The organism is Burkholderia sp. AU32262 (assembly GCF_020419985.1).
GTDB lineage: Bacteria > Pseudomonadota > Gammaproteobacteria > Burkholderiales > Burkholderiaceae > Burkholderia > Burkholderia semiarida.
The window spans coordinates 1-13,550 of the sequence record NZ_JAIZRS010000022.1 but is presented as its reverse complement, the minus strand read 5'-3'; the positions used below and the strand labels follow the sequence as shown (position 1 = coordinate 13,550).

Sequence of the window (13,550 nt, the reverse complement as noted above, 5' to 3'; positions counted from 1 at the left end):
TCGGGCGGCGCGCGGCGCGCACCGCCCGGACTTGGATCAGAACAGCGATTCGTCGACTTCCATCAGCGTCTTCGAACCGGCGCGCGCGGCGCGGATCGTCGATGCCGTTTCGGGCAGCAGGCGCGCGAAGTAGAAGCGGGCGGTGGCGAGCTTCGACTTGTAGAACGGATCGCCCGACGCTTCGTTGTCGAGGGCGATGCGCGCCATGCGCGCCCAGAAGTACGAGAACACCAGGTGGCCGACGGTGCGCAGGTACGGCACGGCCGCGGCGCCGACTTCGTCCGGGTTCTGCATCGCCTTCATGCCGATTTCCATCGTCAGCTTCTGCACCTTTTCACCGATGTCGGCGAGCGGGTTGATGAACTCGGCCATCTCGGGCTTCACGCCTTCGGCTTCCGCGAATTCGGTCACGAGCTTGCCGAACTTCTTCAGCTTCGCGCCCATGTCGCCGAGCACCTTGCGGCCCAGCAGGTCGAGCGACTGGATCGAGTTCGTGCCTTCGTAGATCATGTTGATCCGCGCGTCGCGCACGTACTGCTCCATGCCCCACTCGGAGATGAAGCCGTGGCCGCCGTAGATCTGCATCGCATGGTTCGTGCACTCGAACGCGTTGTCGGTCAGGAACGCCTTGATGATCGGCGTGAGCAGCGCGACGAGGTCGGCCGCTTCCTTGCGCACCGCTTCGTCGGCGTGCGACAGCTCCTTGTCGATCTGCAGCGCGGACCAGTACGTGAATGCGCGCGCGCCTTCCGCGTAGGCCTTCTGCGTGAGCAGCATGCGGCGCACGTCCGGGTGCACGATGATCGGATCGGCCGGCTTGTCCGGTGCCTTCGGGCCGGTCAGCGAACGCATCTGCAGGCGTTCCTTCGCGTACGTCAGCGAGTTCTGGTACGCGACTTCCGTGAGGCCGAGGCCCTGCATGCCGACACCCAGACGCGCGGCATTCATCATCACGAACATCGCGTTCAAGCCCTTGTTCGGCTCGCCGACCATCCAGCCCTTCGCACCGTCGAGGTTCATCACGCACGTCGAGTTGCCGTGGATGCCCATCTTGTGCTCGATCGAGCCGCACTTGATGCCGTTGCGCTCGCCCGGCTCGCCCGAAGCGTCCGGAATGAACTTCGGCACGATGAACAGCGAGATCCCCTTCGTGCCTTGCGGCGCGTCCGGCAGGCGCGCGAGCACGAGGTGGACGATGTTCTTCGACATGTCGTGCTCGCCGCTCGAGATGAAGATCTTCGTGCCGCTGATCGAGTACGAGCCGTCGCCGTTCGGTTCGGCCTTGGTGCGCAGGATGCCGAGATCGGTGCCGCAGTGCGGCTCGGTCAGGCACATCGTGCCGGTCCATTCGCCCGACACGAGCTTCGGCAGGTATTGCTGCTGCAGTTCCGGCGCGCCGTGCGCGTGCAGGCATTCGTACGCGCCGTGCGACAGGCCCGGATACATCGTCCAGGCCTGGTTCGCCGAGTTCAGCATTTCGTAGAGTGCGTTGTTCACGAACGCGGGCAGGCCCTGGCCGCCGTAGTCCGGATCGCAGCCGAGCGCCGGCCAGCCGGCCTCGACGTACTGCTGATACGCTTCCTTGAAGCCGGTCGGGGTCTTCACGACGCCGTCGCCTTCATACGTGCAGCCTTCGCGGTCGCCGACCTGGTTCAGCGGGAACAGTACCTCGGAGCAGAACTTGCCCGCTTCCTCGAGGACCTGGTTGATCGTGTCGGCGTCGAGGTCCGCATGCTTGGGCATTTGCTTGACTTCGGCTTCGACGTTCAGAAGCTCGTGCAACACGAATTGCATGTCGCGCAGCGGCGCGGCGTACTGTCCCATGACTCTCTCCAAAGGTGGGCAAACGGCTCGAGCTCCTGGCGGGCGGGTCACGCGCCGCTAACGGCTCTCGCTCTGATACGAAACAATCGTCTTTTCCAGCGCGGCCCACGTGAGGCGCACGGCGTCCGGCGAATGCAGGAAGCGTGCGTCGTGATGCAGGCCGAGCGTGAAGCTGTACAACTCGAAGAGCATCAATTCCGGATCCGTGTCCGCGCGCAGATGCCCTTCTTCCATCGCCTGCGAAATGGCGCGCAGCAACGCGGCACGCCAGGCGGTCACGCTCGCGATCAACTGTTCGCGCACGGGGCTGTCCGGCCGGTCGTCGTACTCCACCGCGCCGCTGATGTAGATGCACCCGGTCGTCACCTCCTGGATGCGCTTCTCCATCCAGCGCGCCAGCATCGCCCGAAGACGCGGCAGACCGCGCGCCTCGCGCAGGCTCGGAAAGAACACCTCGTTCTCGAAACGATGGTGGTACTCGCGCACGACCTCGACCTGCAGGTCCTCGCGCGATCCGAAGTGCGCGAACACGCCGCTCTTGCTCATCTGCATGCGCTCGGCCAGCAGGCCGATCGTCAGCCCCTCCAGCCCGTCACGGCTGGCGAGGTCCAAAGCAGCTTCGAGTATCGCGGCACGCGTCTGTTCGCCTTTTCGCATAGCTATTTCTGTAACCGTTCGGGGGTTCGAATAAAATCGAACGGCCGTACTATTATTGAGTGCGGCCGCTCGCGAAACAAGGAAATTATTAGAAACCGGTGTCTAACCGAGCCGCTATTTTGCGCGATTCCGGCGGGACCGGAGCGGCTTTTCCGCACGAACGTGCGGACGGATTTTTGAAGCGAATGCTTAGTCTGCGTCAGTCGTAACCGCCGACCGTCAGCGCCTTCATCAGGAGGCGGTACGTGTTGTACGCCAGCCAGTTCAGCAGCCGCTCGATGCGCGGGCGCGCGGCGTAGTGCGCGGCGTCGATCTCGCGCCCTTCGGCGAACGCGGTGGCGATCGCGTCGCGCAACTGGTTCGTGACTGCATCGTAGCGCACCAGCACGACGTTCGCTTCATTGTTCAGCATCAGGCTCAGCGCGTCCAGATTCGACGAGCCGACCGTCGCCCAGTTGTCGTCGATCACGGCGACCTTGCCGTGCAGGATCGTCTTGTCGTATTCGGCGACGCGCACGCCCGCGCGCAACAGCGAGTGATACAGGAACGGCACGGCCGTATCGAGCGCCGTGAACTCCTTGCGGCCGATCAGCACCTGCACGTCGACGCCGCGGCGGGCCGCGCCCGTCAGCGCGCGGCGCAGCTTACGGCCCGGCATGAAGTACGGATTCGCGAGCAGGATCCGCTGGCGCGCCTGGCCGATCGCCGCGAGATACGCCTTCTCGATCGCGCGGCGATTCACGACGTTGTCGCGCGCGACGAACGCCACGCTCGGCTCCGTCACGACCCGCAGCGCGCCGGCCTTGATCCACCGGTGGCTGCGCATCCAGCGCCGGAACATGTCCGGGAACGCTTCGCCGCCGTGCAGCCCGGCCGCGTACTGCGCGTACGGCTTGTGGCCGAACTGGATCCGGTGCCACTGCAGCTCGAACGCGGCGCGCACGTCGGACACCGCGGGCCCGGCCATCTCGACCGCGAAATCCCAGCGCGGGAACGGCAGCGTCGCGCTGCCCTGTGTGTAGTCGTCGACGATGTTGATGCCGCCGCAGAACGCGACCGCGTGATCGACCACCGCGAGCTTGCGGTGCGTGCGCGAGAAGCCGAAGCGGCCGAACAGGTAGCGGTTGTAGATGCAGTGCTCGACACCGGCCTCGGCCCACGTGTCGAACAGCGGCAGGCGGGCGGTGCCGATGCCGTCGGTGATCACGCGCACGCGCACGCCGCGCCGCGCCGCGCGGATCAGCGCGTCCGACACCGGCCGGCCGGCCGCGTCGTCGCAGAAGATGTAGGTTTCGAGCATCACCTGCTCGCGGGCGGCATCGATCCGATCGATCAGTGCCTGGAAGAATTCGCCGCCGGTTTCGCATAGCCGCACGGTGTTGCCGGCCGTAAACGCGAGCCGCGACGCGGAGCCGCGCTCCTGCAGGAACATCTGCCGCAATTGCGCGAAGCGCTTGCGGGTTTCCGCATTCATGCGGACGAGCCGTGCGGCGCGCGCGCGAGCGCCACGCGTACGGGCAATTGCAGGATCGCCTCGGCGTTCGACGGCGAGAAACAGCGCGCGGCCGCCTCGCGGAACGGCAGCCACGCGTGATCGACGTGCTCGCGCGGCGACAGCGTCACGTCGACGCGGTGCGGCACGCACAGCCCGAACCAGTGCTCGACGTTGCGCGTGACGCCCGGCGCATAGCGGTGCAGGTATTGCGGATAGATCGTGTATTCGATCCGGTGATGCCAGTCGACGAGCGCGCTGGCCGGCACGTCGGGCGTGCCGACCGCGATGCCGGTTTCCTCGGCTACTTCGCGCGCGGCGGTGAGCGCGAGCGGCTCGTCGAGCGCGTCCTTCGAGCCGGTGACCGATTGCCAGAAATCGGGCTGGTCGGCACGCTTGATCACGAGCACGTCGAGGTCGGGCGTGTAGATCACGACGAGAACGGATTGAGGGATTTTCGGCGGCTTCGTCATCTTGGTTTCATGCGGCACGGGGCCGTGCGTCGACCCTGTGCCCCGAACGTGCGGCAAGTGCTGCGACTGTACCGCAAAAAATGAAAAAGGCGCATCAGCGCCTTTTTCATGGGTGTCGTGTGGGCGTGACCGCACACACGACAAAGGGGGCGAAAGCGCGTTACGCCTTCGGCTGCTCCGGCTGACGCAGACGGATGTGCAGCTCGCGCAGCTGACGCTCGTCGACGGGGCTCGGTGCCTGCGTGAGCAGATCCTGCGCACGCTGGGTCTTCGGGAACGCGATCACGTCGCGGATCGAATCGGCGCCGGCCATCATCGTGACGATGCGGTCGAGACCGAACGCGATACCGCCGTGCGGCGGCGCGCCGTACTGCAGCGCGTCCAGCAGGAAGCCGAACTTCGCCTGCGCTTCTTCCGCGCCGATCTTCAGCGCGCGGAACACCTTGCTCTGCACTTCCTCGCGGTGGATACGCACCGAGCCGCCGCCGATTTCCCAGCCGTTCAGCACCATATCGTACGCCTTCGCGAGGCAGCGGCCCGGATCGGTCTCGAGGTACTCGAGGTGCTCGTCCTTCGGGCTCGTGAACGGATGGTGCGCGGCGACGTACCGCGCGTCTTCGTCGTCGTATTCGAACATCGGGAAGTCGACGACCCACAGCGGCTTCCAGCCTGCCTGGACGAGACCGTTCGCCTTGCCGAATTCCGAATGGCCGATCTTCAGGCGCAGCGCGCCCAGGCTGTCGTTGACGACCTTCGCGCGGTCGGCCGCGAAGAAGATGATGTCGCCGTCCTCAGCGCCGGTGCGCTCGAGGATCGCCGCGATCGATGCGTCGTGCAGGTTCTTGACGATCGGGCTTTGCAGGCCGTCGCGGCCCTTCGCCTTCTCGTTGACCTTGATCCAAGCGAGGCCCTTCGCGCCGTAGATGCGCACGAATTCCGTGTAGCCGTCGATGTCGCCGCGCGACAGCTCGCCGCCCTTCGGCACGCGCAGCGCCGCGACCCGGCCGTCCTTCGCGTTGGCCGGCGTGCTGAACACCTTGAAGTCGACGTCCTTCATCGCGTCGGTCAGCTCGGTGAATTCGAGCTGCACGCGCAGGTCCGGCTTGTCCGATCCGAAACGCGCCATCGCTTCCGAGTACGGCATCACCGGGAATTTCGCGTCGAGCTCGACGTCGATCGTCGTCTTGAAGATGTGACGGATCATGTCCTCGAACAGGTCGCGGATTTCCTGCTCGCCGAGGAACGACGTTTCACAGTCGATCTGCGTGAATTCCGGCTGGCGGTCGGCGCGCAGATCCTCGTCGCGGAAGCACTTGGTGATCTGGTAGTAACGGTCGAAGTTCGCAACCATCAGCAGCTGCTTGAACAGCTGCGGCGACTGCGGCAGCGCGAAGAACTGGCCCGCGTTCACGCGCGACGGCACGAGATAGTCGCGCGCGCCTTCCGGCGTGCTCTTCGTCAGCATCGGCGTTTCGATGTCGATGAAGCCCTGTTCGTCGAGGTACTTGCGTGCTTCGATCGCGACGCGGTAGCGCAGGCGCAGGTTGTGCTGCATCTGCGGGCGGCGCAGGTCGAGCACGCGGTGCGTGAGGCGCGTCGTTTCCGACAGGTTGTCGTCGTCGAGCTGGAACGGCGGCGTGACCGACGCGTTCAGCACGTTCAGCTCGTGGCACAGCACTTCGATCTTGCCGCTCTTCAGGCCGGCGTTGACCGTGCCTTCCGGACGGTTGCGCACGAGGCCCTTGATCTGCACGCAGAACTCGTTGCGCACGCCTTCGGCGGTCGCGAACATCTCGGCGCGATCCGGGTCGCACACCACCTGCACGAGGCCTTCACGATCGCGCAGGTCGATGAAGATCACACCGCCGTGATCGCGGCGGCGCTGCACCCAGCCGCACAGCGACACGGTTTGGCCCAGCAGGTGTTCGGTCACGAGACCGCAGTATTCAGTACGCATCGACATGATGTTTGCTTTCGTTCGGTTTGATCAACGGGCGCCGCAACGCGCGGCCCGGGCGATGATTCTTTACTTACAGCGGCGGCTCGACGGGACGGCGGGCGGGCGCCGGAACCGGCGCCGAAGGCGCCACGACGCCCATCGAGACGATGTACTTGAGCGCGGCATCGACCGACATGTCGAGTTCGATGACTTCGCTCTTCGGCAGCATCAGGAAGAAGCCGGATGTCGGGTTCGGCGTCGTGGGCACGTACACGCTCACGTACTCTTCCGTCAGATGGTTGACCACGTCGCCGCCGGGCACGCCGGTCAGAAACGCGATCGTATACGAGCCGCGGCGCGGGTATTCGATCAGCAGCGCCTTGCGGAACGCGTTGCCGCTGCTCGACAGCAGCGTGTCCGATACCTGCTTGACGCTCGTGTAGATCGGCCCGACGACCGGGATGTGGCGCACGACCGCGTTCCACCACGTGACGAGCTTCTGGCCGATGAAGTTCTGCGTGGCCAGCCCGACCACGAAGATGAACGCGAGCGTCAGCACCGCGCCGATCCCCGGCAGATGGAAGCCGAGCATCCGCTCGGGCTGCCACGATTCGGGCAGCAGGAGCAGCGTCTGATCCATCGTGCCGATGATGAGGCCGAGCACCCACAGCGTGATCGCGAGCGGGACGAGAACCAGCAAGCCGGTCAGGAACACCGTTTTCAGGGTCGTCTTTTTCATCATCTGCCGTCAATGAACCGCGCCGGCGGCGCGGGTTGGTCGCGACCCGGCCGGGCCGCGACGGTCAACTGCCGGCGGCGGGCGTCGCGGCCGGTGCCGGCGCGGCGCTCGTCGTCGTGGTGCTGCTTGAACTGCTCGCCGCGGCCGGCGCGGCCGCGGCGGGTGCGGCTTGCGCCCCGGAGGCTGCCGGCGCCGCGTCGCCCGACGTCGCCGCCGGTGCGCTGGTGCCGCCCGAGCCACCGCGGAAATCGGTGACATACCACCCCGAGCCCTTGAGCTGGAACCCGGCGGCAGTCACCTGTTTGCGAAAAGCATCCTTCCCGCATTCAGGGCATTGCGACAGCGGCGCGTCGCTCATCTTCTGGAGCACGTCCTTCGCGAAACCGCACGCTTCGCATCGATAGGCGTAGATCGGCATGATATTTTTCCCGCGGAAACTGGAAACGGCTTGCAAAACCTTGAATTATAGCCGAAACCCGGGCGCGCTCCGGCAATGGCCGAGACGCCGGCGCATCAGCGGCGACGCCACGTGAGCCAGCGCTCGTGCCCGTCGAACACGGCCAGCGAATCGGTCACCGGCAAATCCTCCACCCGTTCGAAGTGCGGCGCGAGCAGCGCGTCGAGCTCCGCACGCTCGATGCCAAACGGCGGCCCCTTCGGCTTCGCCACCAGGAAGAAATAGCCGGCCAGCAAACCGCCCGCGGGCAGCAGCTCGGCCATCCGCGCCGCATAGTCGGCACGCATGGCCGGCGGCAACGCGCACAGGAACGCTCGCTCGTACACCCACTGCACGTCGAACGGCGGCCGGTACTGGAAAAAATCCGCCTGCTCGACGACGTCCGCATGCGCGCCGAGCTGCGCCTTCGCGGCAGCGACCGCCTGCGCGGCGAAATCGATCGCACGCACCGGCCAGCCAGCCTGCGCGAGCCATCCGGCCTCTTGCGCGCTGCCGCAGCCGGGGATCAGCACCGCGCACGGCTCGAGCCGCCGCGCGAACACGCGAAAGCCGTCCGGCACGCCACCGAATTCCCACGGCGTCACGCCGCGCTCGAAGCGCTCATTCCAGAACGACGCGCTGCCCGGGTCGCGCGTCGCGAAATCGGCGGCCGACGGTGCGGCCGGTTGCTTCGGATCGGACATCGCCGCGCTCCTTTCGATCAGGCGCCGTACGCGAGCGCGAGCAGCACGCGCGCGACGAGCGCGCCGACGCCGACGGCCAGGCCGAAGATCAGCAACGCCTGCATCAGCCGGTTCGTCCGTTTCTGCTCGACGAGGATCTGGCGCATCAGCTCCTCGCTCGCGGCGCGCGGCGCGTCGTGGCGCGCGGCCATCGCATGGTGGATCAGGCGCGGCAGCTGCGGCAGCGTCTTGCTCCACTGCGGCGCCTCGACCTTGAACCGCTCGTACCAGCCGCGCAGGCCGATCTGCTCGGTCATCCAGCGCTCGAGATACGGCTTCGCGGTCTTCCACAGATCGAGTTCGGGGTCGAGCGAGCGGCCGAGCCCTTCCACGTTCAGCATCGTCTTCTGCAGCAGCACGAGCTGCGGCTGGATCTCGACGTTGAAGCGGCGCGACGTCGAGAACAGGCGCATCAGCACCTGGCCGAGCGAAATGTCCTTCAGCGCGCGGTCGAAATACGGCTCGCACACCGCGCGGATCGCGCTTTCGAGCTCCTCGACGCGCGTCTCGGGCGGCACCCAGCCCGATTCGAGGTGCAGCGTCGCGACGCGGTGGTAGTCGCGCTTGAAGAACGCGAGGAAGTTCTGCGCGAGGTAGTTCTTGTCGAAATCGGACAGCGCGCCGACGATCCCGAAATCGAGCGCGATATAGCGGCCGAACGTGTTCGGATCGAGGCTCACCTGGATGTTGCCGGGGTGCATGTCCGCATGGAAGAAGCCGTCGCGGAACACCTGCGTGAAGAAGATCTCGACGCCTTCGCGCGCGAGCTTCTTGATGTCGACGCCCGCCGAGCGCAGCGTCTCGACCTGGCTGATCGGCACGCCGGTCATGCGCTCCATCACGAGCACCTGCGACGTCGAGAAATCCCAGAACATCTCCGGCACGAGCAGCAGGTCGAGGCCCGCGAAGTTGCGGCGCAGCTGGCTGCCGTTCGCGGCCTCGCGCATCAGGTCGAGCTCGTCGTGCAGGTACTTGTCGAATTCGGCGACGACCTCGCGCGGCTTCAGGCGTCGGCCGTCGGCCCACATGCGCTCCGTCCACGTCGCGATGTCGCGCATCAGCGCGAGGTCGGAATCGATCACCGGCAGCATGTTCGGGCGCAGCACCTTGACGGCGACCGCCTTGCCCGCATGCGCGCCCTGCTTCAGCTTCGCGAAATGCACCTGCGCGATCGACGCGCTCGCGATCGGCTCGCGCTCGAATTCGTCGAACAGTTCGTCGACCGGCGCGCCGAGCGATTTCTCGATGATCGCGATCGCGACGGCCGAATCGAACGGCGGCACCTGGTCCTGCAGCTTCGCGAGTTCGTTCGCGAAATCGACCGACAGCAGGTCGCGGCGCGTCGACAGCACCTGGCCGAACTTCACGAAGATCGGACCGAGGCTTTCGAGCGCGTGACGCAGCCGTACGGCGGGCGGATCGGAATAGCGGCGGCCGATCGTCGTGATCCGCAGCAGCAGCTTCACGCGCCGGTCGTCGATCCGGGACAGCATCACTTCGTCGAGGCCAAAGCGGATGACGGTGTAGACAATCTTGATGAAACGGAAAATGCGCATGCCCTGCGGCCCTCAGTGCGCGCCGCGCGGGCCGGAACCCGTGCGCGCGCCGATTTTTTGTTCGAGTCGCTCGACCCGCTTTTCGACCCGCGCGAGCGCATCGCGCGCGCGCGCCAGTTCCGCGTCGAAACCGCCGAGCGACGCGCGCCGGACGACTTGCGGGTTCTCGTCGAGCCAGTATTCGGCGACGGAATCGAGCACGTTGCGGCCGGTGCGGCGCGCGCGCGCGCCGGCGTCGCGCACGAACGTCGCGATCCGGTACGCGGCCGCGTCGCCGACCAGCTTCGCGAGATCTTCCTCAGGTTCCCAGCGCAGATGCTCGGCCAGCTTCGCGATCTGCGTCGCGAATTCCGCGTCGCCCTCGATCTTCACGTGCTTCATCACGGCCGCCTGGCCGCCCTGCAGGAACGCGGCGACCGTGTCGCCGGCGAGCGCGATCGACACGTCGACCTGTTGCGCATCGTGCGCGTCGACGGCCGACAGATAACCGTCGGGCTGCACGAGCAGCGTGAGCGTGACGGGAGGCACGTCGATCCGGGCAGTCCTGCCCGCATAGGGAATCAGGCGGTCGCGCGCCCACGATTCGCGCGCGAGCAGGTGATTGACGGCAGCAGCAAAAGGCTTGGCGGCAAAGGTCATCGGGCTGGGAAAGAAAAAACCCGCGCAGGCCGGGCGCCCACGCGGGTTTCTATTGTAACGTCGGATCGGCGGCAGACCGTGCCCGACCGTACACCCGGGCGGCAAGCGGTCGCAGTGCGGCGGCCGTCGCCCGGATGCCCGGCGGCGCGGGCCGCCGGTCACGCTCAGTGCGTGTTGATCTGCTGGATACCCGCGAGCAGCCAGCCCTGACTGCCCGACTTCGACAGGTTCCACACCTCGTCGAACGGCGCGGCCGACGTATTCGCCGATTCGCGGATCAGGCCGTGGAAGCGTACGCTCGCCGACTGCTCGATGCCGCGATCCTCGATCGCGACCAGTTCCGCGTCGAGCTGCACGACGTCGGTCTGGTTCGCGTCGTTGCCGCGCGAATCGAGGTCGATCTTGATCTCGGCGAACATTTCGGGCGTCGTGAACTCGCGGATGTCGGTCAGGTTGCCCTGGTCCCACGCAGCCTGCAGGCGCACGAAGTACACCTTCGCGCTGCGCAGGAACGCTTCGGTATCGAAGCCGGCCGGCACCTGCAGCGGCGCAGCCGCCATCGCGCCTGCCGCACCGGCCGCCGCCGCACCGCCGCCGAACACGCCCTGCGCTTCGTTCGCATAGCTGCTGCCGCTACCTGCATAGTTGCTGCCGGTGTTGCCCTGCTGGAACGACGGGCTTTGCGCGTAGCCGCCCGACGACGACGACGCGCCGCCGACCGAATACGCCGGCTCCTGCGGGCGACGGCGGTTCATGAACTTGCGGATCAGCCAGATGCCGACCATCGCGAGCAACGCGATCACGATGACGTTCGCCATCATGCTCGCGAACGCGCCGCCGAGGCCGAAGTGCGACAGCAGCGCCGCGATGCCGAGACCGGCCGCGAGGCCGGCGATCGGCCCGAGCCAGCGCGAGCGGTTGGGTTGCGCGGCCGGCGTGGGCGCGGCCGGGTTCGTACGCTGCGCCTGCGACGGCGCCGCTTGCTGCATCGGCTGCTGCGCGGGCGGCGTGGCCTGACGCTGCGTGACGGTGGAACTCTGGCGGCCGATGCTGCGCCCGCCGCCCATGCGCTTGGCCTCAGCGTCGAGCGATGCGAACGTGCCGGCCGTGAGCAGGCCGACCATCAGCAGGGTGCCGACCCGTCGAGCCCACGGCTTCGACGGCTTGCCACGGTTGAACAACGAACGCGATTCGAACATCAGTTTCTCCAGATGTAAGACAAATGTATGGAAAGAGCCCCTTAGTACTTGGCTCCCATGTGTAAAGCTACCACGCCACCTGACAAATTGTAATATTTGACGGCATCGAGGCCCGCTTGTTCCATCATCGTCTTCAGCGTGTCCTGATCGGGGTGCATCCGGATAGATTCAGCAAGATACCGATAACTTTCGGCATCTTTCGCGAACTTGTCGCCAAGCCACGGTAATACTTTGAAAGAATACAGATCGTACGCTTTTTTCAGCGGATCCCAGACTTTCGAGAATTCCAGCACCATCACGCGGCCGCCGGGCTTCGTCACGCGGCGCATCTCGGCGAGCGCGGCGTCCTTGTGCGTCATGTTGCGCAGCCCGAACGCGACCGTCACCACATCGAAGTAGTTGTCCGGAAACGGAATTTTCTCGGCGTCGCACAACAGCGACGGCGTCACGATGCCCTTGTCGAGCAGCCGGTCGCGGCCGACGCGCAGCATCGATTCGTTGATGTCGGTATGCCAGACCTCGCCCGTCGGCCCGGCCGCCTTCGCGAACGACTTGGTCAGGTCGCCGGTGCCGGCCGCGATGTCGAGCACCTTGAAGCCGGGGCGCACGTTCGCCTGCGCGATCGTGAACGCCTTCCACGCGCGGTGCATGCCCGCCGACATCAGGTCGTTCATCAGATCGTAGTTGCTCGCGACCGAATGAAACACGCCCGCCACTTTCTTCGCTTTTTCGTTTTCCTCGACGCTTTCGAAGCCGAAGTGGGTTTTGCTCATCGCGTTGATCCTCAGTAAATGGCAAGACGGCGCCGAGCGGGCGCCGTCGATTTCAGTGGCAGTGGCCGTGCGGCGCGCCGGCCGCCTGCATCGGGGCGTCGCGCTCGACGCCCGCCGCCTTCAGTTTGTCGAAATAGTCGCGCCACAGCGCGTCCTGCTGCGTCGCCAGTTCGTACAGCAGATCCCACGAGTAGATGCCGGTCGAATGGCCGTCGGAGAACGTCGGCTGCAGCGCGTAGTTGCCGACGCCCTCGAGCGCGGTGATCGTCACTTCGCGCTTGCCGGTCTGCAACGTCTCCTGGCCGGGCCCGTGGCCGCGCACCTCGGCCGACGGCGAATACACGCGCATCAGCTCGAACGGAATCCGGTAACTCTCGCCGTTCGGATACTGCAATTCGAGCACGCGCGACACCGCGTGCACGACGACGCCGGACGGAATCGGCGTCGTGGAAGTCAAACCGCTCATGGCTGCCTCGAATCGGTCATGCGTTGAATTTCCTCGCGCACCGCATTGTGCAGCAGCGAGGCCTGCGCCGCGCGGGAGCGCAGCAGCGCCTCGGACACGCTGCGCTGGCGCGGCGCCCATACGGGCTGCGGAAAATGGGCGTCGTTGGAAAAACGCGGAATCACGTGCCAGTGCACGTGCGGCACCATGTTGCCGAGGCTCGCGAGATTCACCTTGTTCGGCTGCATCACGCGGCGCACGGCCCGCTCGACCGCGTAGACCACGCGCATCAAGTGTGCCCGCTCCGACTCGCCGAGATCGGAGAACTCGGCGACGTGCGCGCCCCAGATCACCCGGCAGAAGCCCGGGTAGTCGTGCTCGCCCGTCGCGAGCACGACGCGCAGCGCATCGTCCTGCCAGAGCACCTCGCCGCCGTCTTCACGGCAAAACACGCATTCCATCGTCGCTCCCATGTGGACGGGCGGTCGTCATGCCCGCATTAGACCAGCACGCGCTCGATCCCGCCATGGTTGGCCCGTGCGACATAATCGGCCATCCAGTTCTCGCCGAGCACCTGGCGCGCGATCTCGACCACGATGTAGTCCGCTTCGAGATTCGCGTCCTCGCCGTAGCGC

The 13,550-nt window shown here is 66.2% G+C and carries 15 protein-coding genes; all 15 read right to left on the bottom strand.

The features are described 5' to 3' along the window. Nucleotides 1-36: 36 nt before the first annotated feature. Nucleotides 37-1,824: an acyl-CoA dehydrogenase C-terminal domain-containing protein gene (locus LGN10_RS24180; protein WP_104011909.1), complete on the bottom strand. Its 1,788-nt coding sequence runs from the start codon at nt 1,822-1,824 to the stop codon at nt 37-39. Between the two features lie 57 nt (nt 1,825-1,881). Continuing rightward, nucleotides 1,882-2,481 carry a TetR/AcrR family transcriptional regulator gene (locus LGN10_RS24175; protein WP_059578757.1) on the bottom strand — a complete coding sequence of 200 codons (600 nt, stop codon included), beginning with the start codon at nt 2,479-2,481 and terminating at the stop codon, nt 1,882-1,884. A 199-nt stretch (nt 2,482-2,680) separates the two neighbouring features. Continuing rightward, on the bottom strand, nt 2,681-3,955 hold the full coding sequence (clsB, locus tag LGN10_RS24170) for a cardiolipin synthase ClsB (RefSeq protein WP_059578760.1): 1,275 nt from the start codon (nt 3,953-3,955) through the stop codon (nt 2,681-2,683). Next, nucleotides 3,952-4,446, bottom strand: a complete 495-nt coding sequence (gene nudB / locus LGN10_RS24165) for a dihydroneopterin triphosphate diphosphatase (protein WP_226225246.1) — start codon at nt 4,444-4,446, stop codon at nt 3,952-3,954. Before nudB ends, clsB begins: the two co-directional genes overlap by 4 nt. 160 nt (nt 4,447-4,606) lie before the next feature. Beyond that, a complete protein-coding gene (gene aspS / locus LGN10_RS24160) occupies nt 4,607-6,409 on the bottom strand; it encodes an aspartate--tRNA ligase (RefSeq protein WP_006485737.1) in 1,803 nt (600 codons plus the stop codon). Nucleotides 6,410-6,476: 67 nt separating this feature from the next. Next, on the bottom strand, nt 6,477-7,127 hold the full coding sequence (locus LGN10_RS24155; protein WP_059578762.1) for a DUF502 domain-containing protein: 651 nt from the start codon (nt 7,125-7,127) through the stop codon (nt 6,477-6,479). Between the two features lie 61 nt (nt 7,128-7,188). Continuing rightward, nucleotides 7,189-7,542 carry an FmdB family zinc ribbon protein gene (locus LGN10_RS24150; protein ID WP_099316806.1) on the bottom strand — a complete coding sequence of 118 codons (354 nt, stop codon included), beginning with the start codon at nt 7,540-7,542 and terminating at the stop codon, nt 7,189-7,191. Nucleotides 7,543-7,637: 95 nt separating this feature from the next. Continuing rightward, nucleotides 7,638-8,264, bottom strand: a complete 627-nt coding sequence (locus LGN10_RS24145) for a methyltransferase domain-containing protein (RefSeq protein ID WP_059578768.1) — start codon at nt 8,262-8,264, stop codon at nt 7,638-7,640. A gap of 17 nt (nt 8,265-8,281) precedes the next feature. Beyond that, nucleotides 8,282-9,859 (bottom strand): ubiquinone biosynthesis regulatory protein kinase UbiB, encoded by a 1,578-nt coding sequence (ubiB, locus tag LGN10_RS24140; protein WP_059578770.1) that lies wholly within the window; start codon nt 9,857-9,859, stop codon nt 8,282-8,284. 12 nt (nt 9,860-9,871) lie between these two features. Then, complete coding sequence (locus LGN10_RS24135) at nt 9,872-10,498, bottom strand: SCP2 domain-containing protein (RefSeq protein ID WP_226225245.1); 627 nt, start codon at nt 10,496-10,498, stop codon at nt 9,872-9,874. 164 nt (nt 10,499-10,662) lie between these two features. Then, complete coding sequence (locus LGN10_RS24130; RefSeq protein ID WP_226225244.1) at nt 10,663-11,697, bottom strand: Tim44 domain-containing protein; 1,035 nt, start codon at nt 11,695-11,697, stop codon at nt 10,663-10,665. 41 nt (nt 11,698-11,738) lie between these two features. Beyond that, nucleotides 11,739-12,470 carry a bifunctional demethylmenaquinone methyltransferase/2-methoxy-6-polyprenyl-1,4-benzoquinol methylase UbiE gene (gene ubiE, locus LGN10_RS24125; protein WP_059578778.1) on the bottom strand — a complete coding sequence of 244 codons (732 nt, stop codon included), beginning with the start codon at nt 12,468-12,470 and terminating at the stop codon, nt 11,739-11,741. 52 nt (nt 12,471-12,522) lie between these two features. Next, nucleotides 12,523-12,936, bottom strand: a complete 414-nt coding sequence (locus LGN10_RS24120) for a gamma-butyrobetaine hydroxylase-like domain-containing protein (RefSeq protein WP_006487879.1) — start codon at nt 12,934-12,936, stop codon at nt 12,523-12,525. After that, complete coding sequence (locus LGN10_RS24115) at nt 12,933-13,376, bottom strand: HIT family protein (protein ID WP_059642921.1); 444 nt, start codon at nt 13,374-13,376, stop codon at nt 12,933-12,935. The genes LGN10_RS24120 and LGN10_RS24115 overlap by 4 nt, the downstream gene beginning before the upstream one ends. Before the next feature lie 38 nt (nt 13,377-13,414). Then, nucleotides 13,415-13,550: DUF3400 domain-containing protein (locus tag LGN10_RS33835; RefSeq protein ID WP_155753854.1), on the bottom strand; the 136-nt coding region annotated here is incomplete at its 5' end.

Excerpts from the sequence above, each read along its gene's own strand:
- LGN10_RS24180 (WP_104011909.1), bottom strand. The coding sequence starts at position 1,824 with ATGGGACAGTACGCCGCGCCGCTGCGCGACATGCAATTCGTGTTGCAC.
- LGN10_RS24175 (WP_059578757.1), bottom strand. The coding sequence starts at position 2,481 with ATGCGAAAAGGCGAACAGACGCGTGCCGCGATACTCGAAGCTGCTTTG.
- clsB (WP_059578760.1), bottom strand. The coding sequence starts at position 3,955 with ATGAATGCGGAAACCCGCAAGCGCTTCGCGCAATTGCGGCAGATGTTC.
- nudB (WP_226225246.1), bottom strand. The coding sequence starts at position 4,446 with ATGACGAAGCCGCCGAAAATCCCTCAATCCGTTCTCGTCGTGATCTAC.
- aspS (WP_006485737.1), bottom strand. The coding sequence starts at position 6,409 with ATGTCGATGCGTACTGAATACTGCGGTCTCGTGACCGAACACCTGCTG.
- LGN10_RS24155 (WP_059578762.1), bottom strand. The coding sequence starts at position 7,127 with ATGATGAAAAAGACGACCCTGAAAACGGTGTTCCTGACCGGCTTGCTG.
- LGN10_RS24150 (WP_099316806.1), bottom strand. The coding sequence starts at position 7,542 with ATGCCGATCTACGCCTATCGATGCGAAGCGTGCGGTTTCGCGAAGGAC.
- LGN10_RS24145 (WP_059578768.1), bottom strand. The coding sequence starts at position 8,264 with ATGTCCGATCCGAAGCAACCGGCCGCACCGTCGGCCGCCGATTTCGCG.
- ubiB (WP_059578770.1), bottom strand. The coding sequence starts at position 9,859 with ATGCGCATTTTCCGTTTCATCAAGATTGTCTACACCGTCATCCGCTTT.
- LGN10_RS24135 (WP_226225245.1), bottom strand. The coding sequence starts at position 10,498 with ATGACCTTTGCCGCCAAGCCTTTTGCTGCTGCCGTCAATCACCTGCTC.
- LGN10_RS24130 (WP_226225244.1), bottom strand. The coding sequence starts at position 11,697 with ATGTTCGAATCGCGTTCGTTGTTCAACCGTGGCAAGCCGTCGAAGCCG.
- ubiE (WP_059578778.1), bottom strand. The coding sequence starts at position 12,470 with ATGAGCAAAACCCACTTCGGCTTCGAAAGCGTCGAGGAAAACGAAAAA.
- LGN10_RS24120 (WP_006487879.1), bottom strand. The coding sequence starts at position 12,936 with ATGAGCGGTTTGACTTCCACGACGCCGATTCCGTCCGGCGTCGTCGTG.
- LGN10_RS24115 (WP_059642921.1), bottom strand. The coding sequence starts at position 13,376 with ATGGAATGCGTGTTTTGCCGTGAAGACGGCGGCGAGGTGCTCTGGCAG.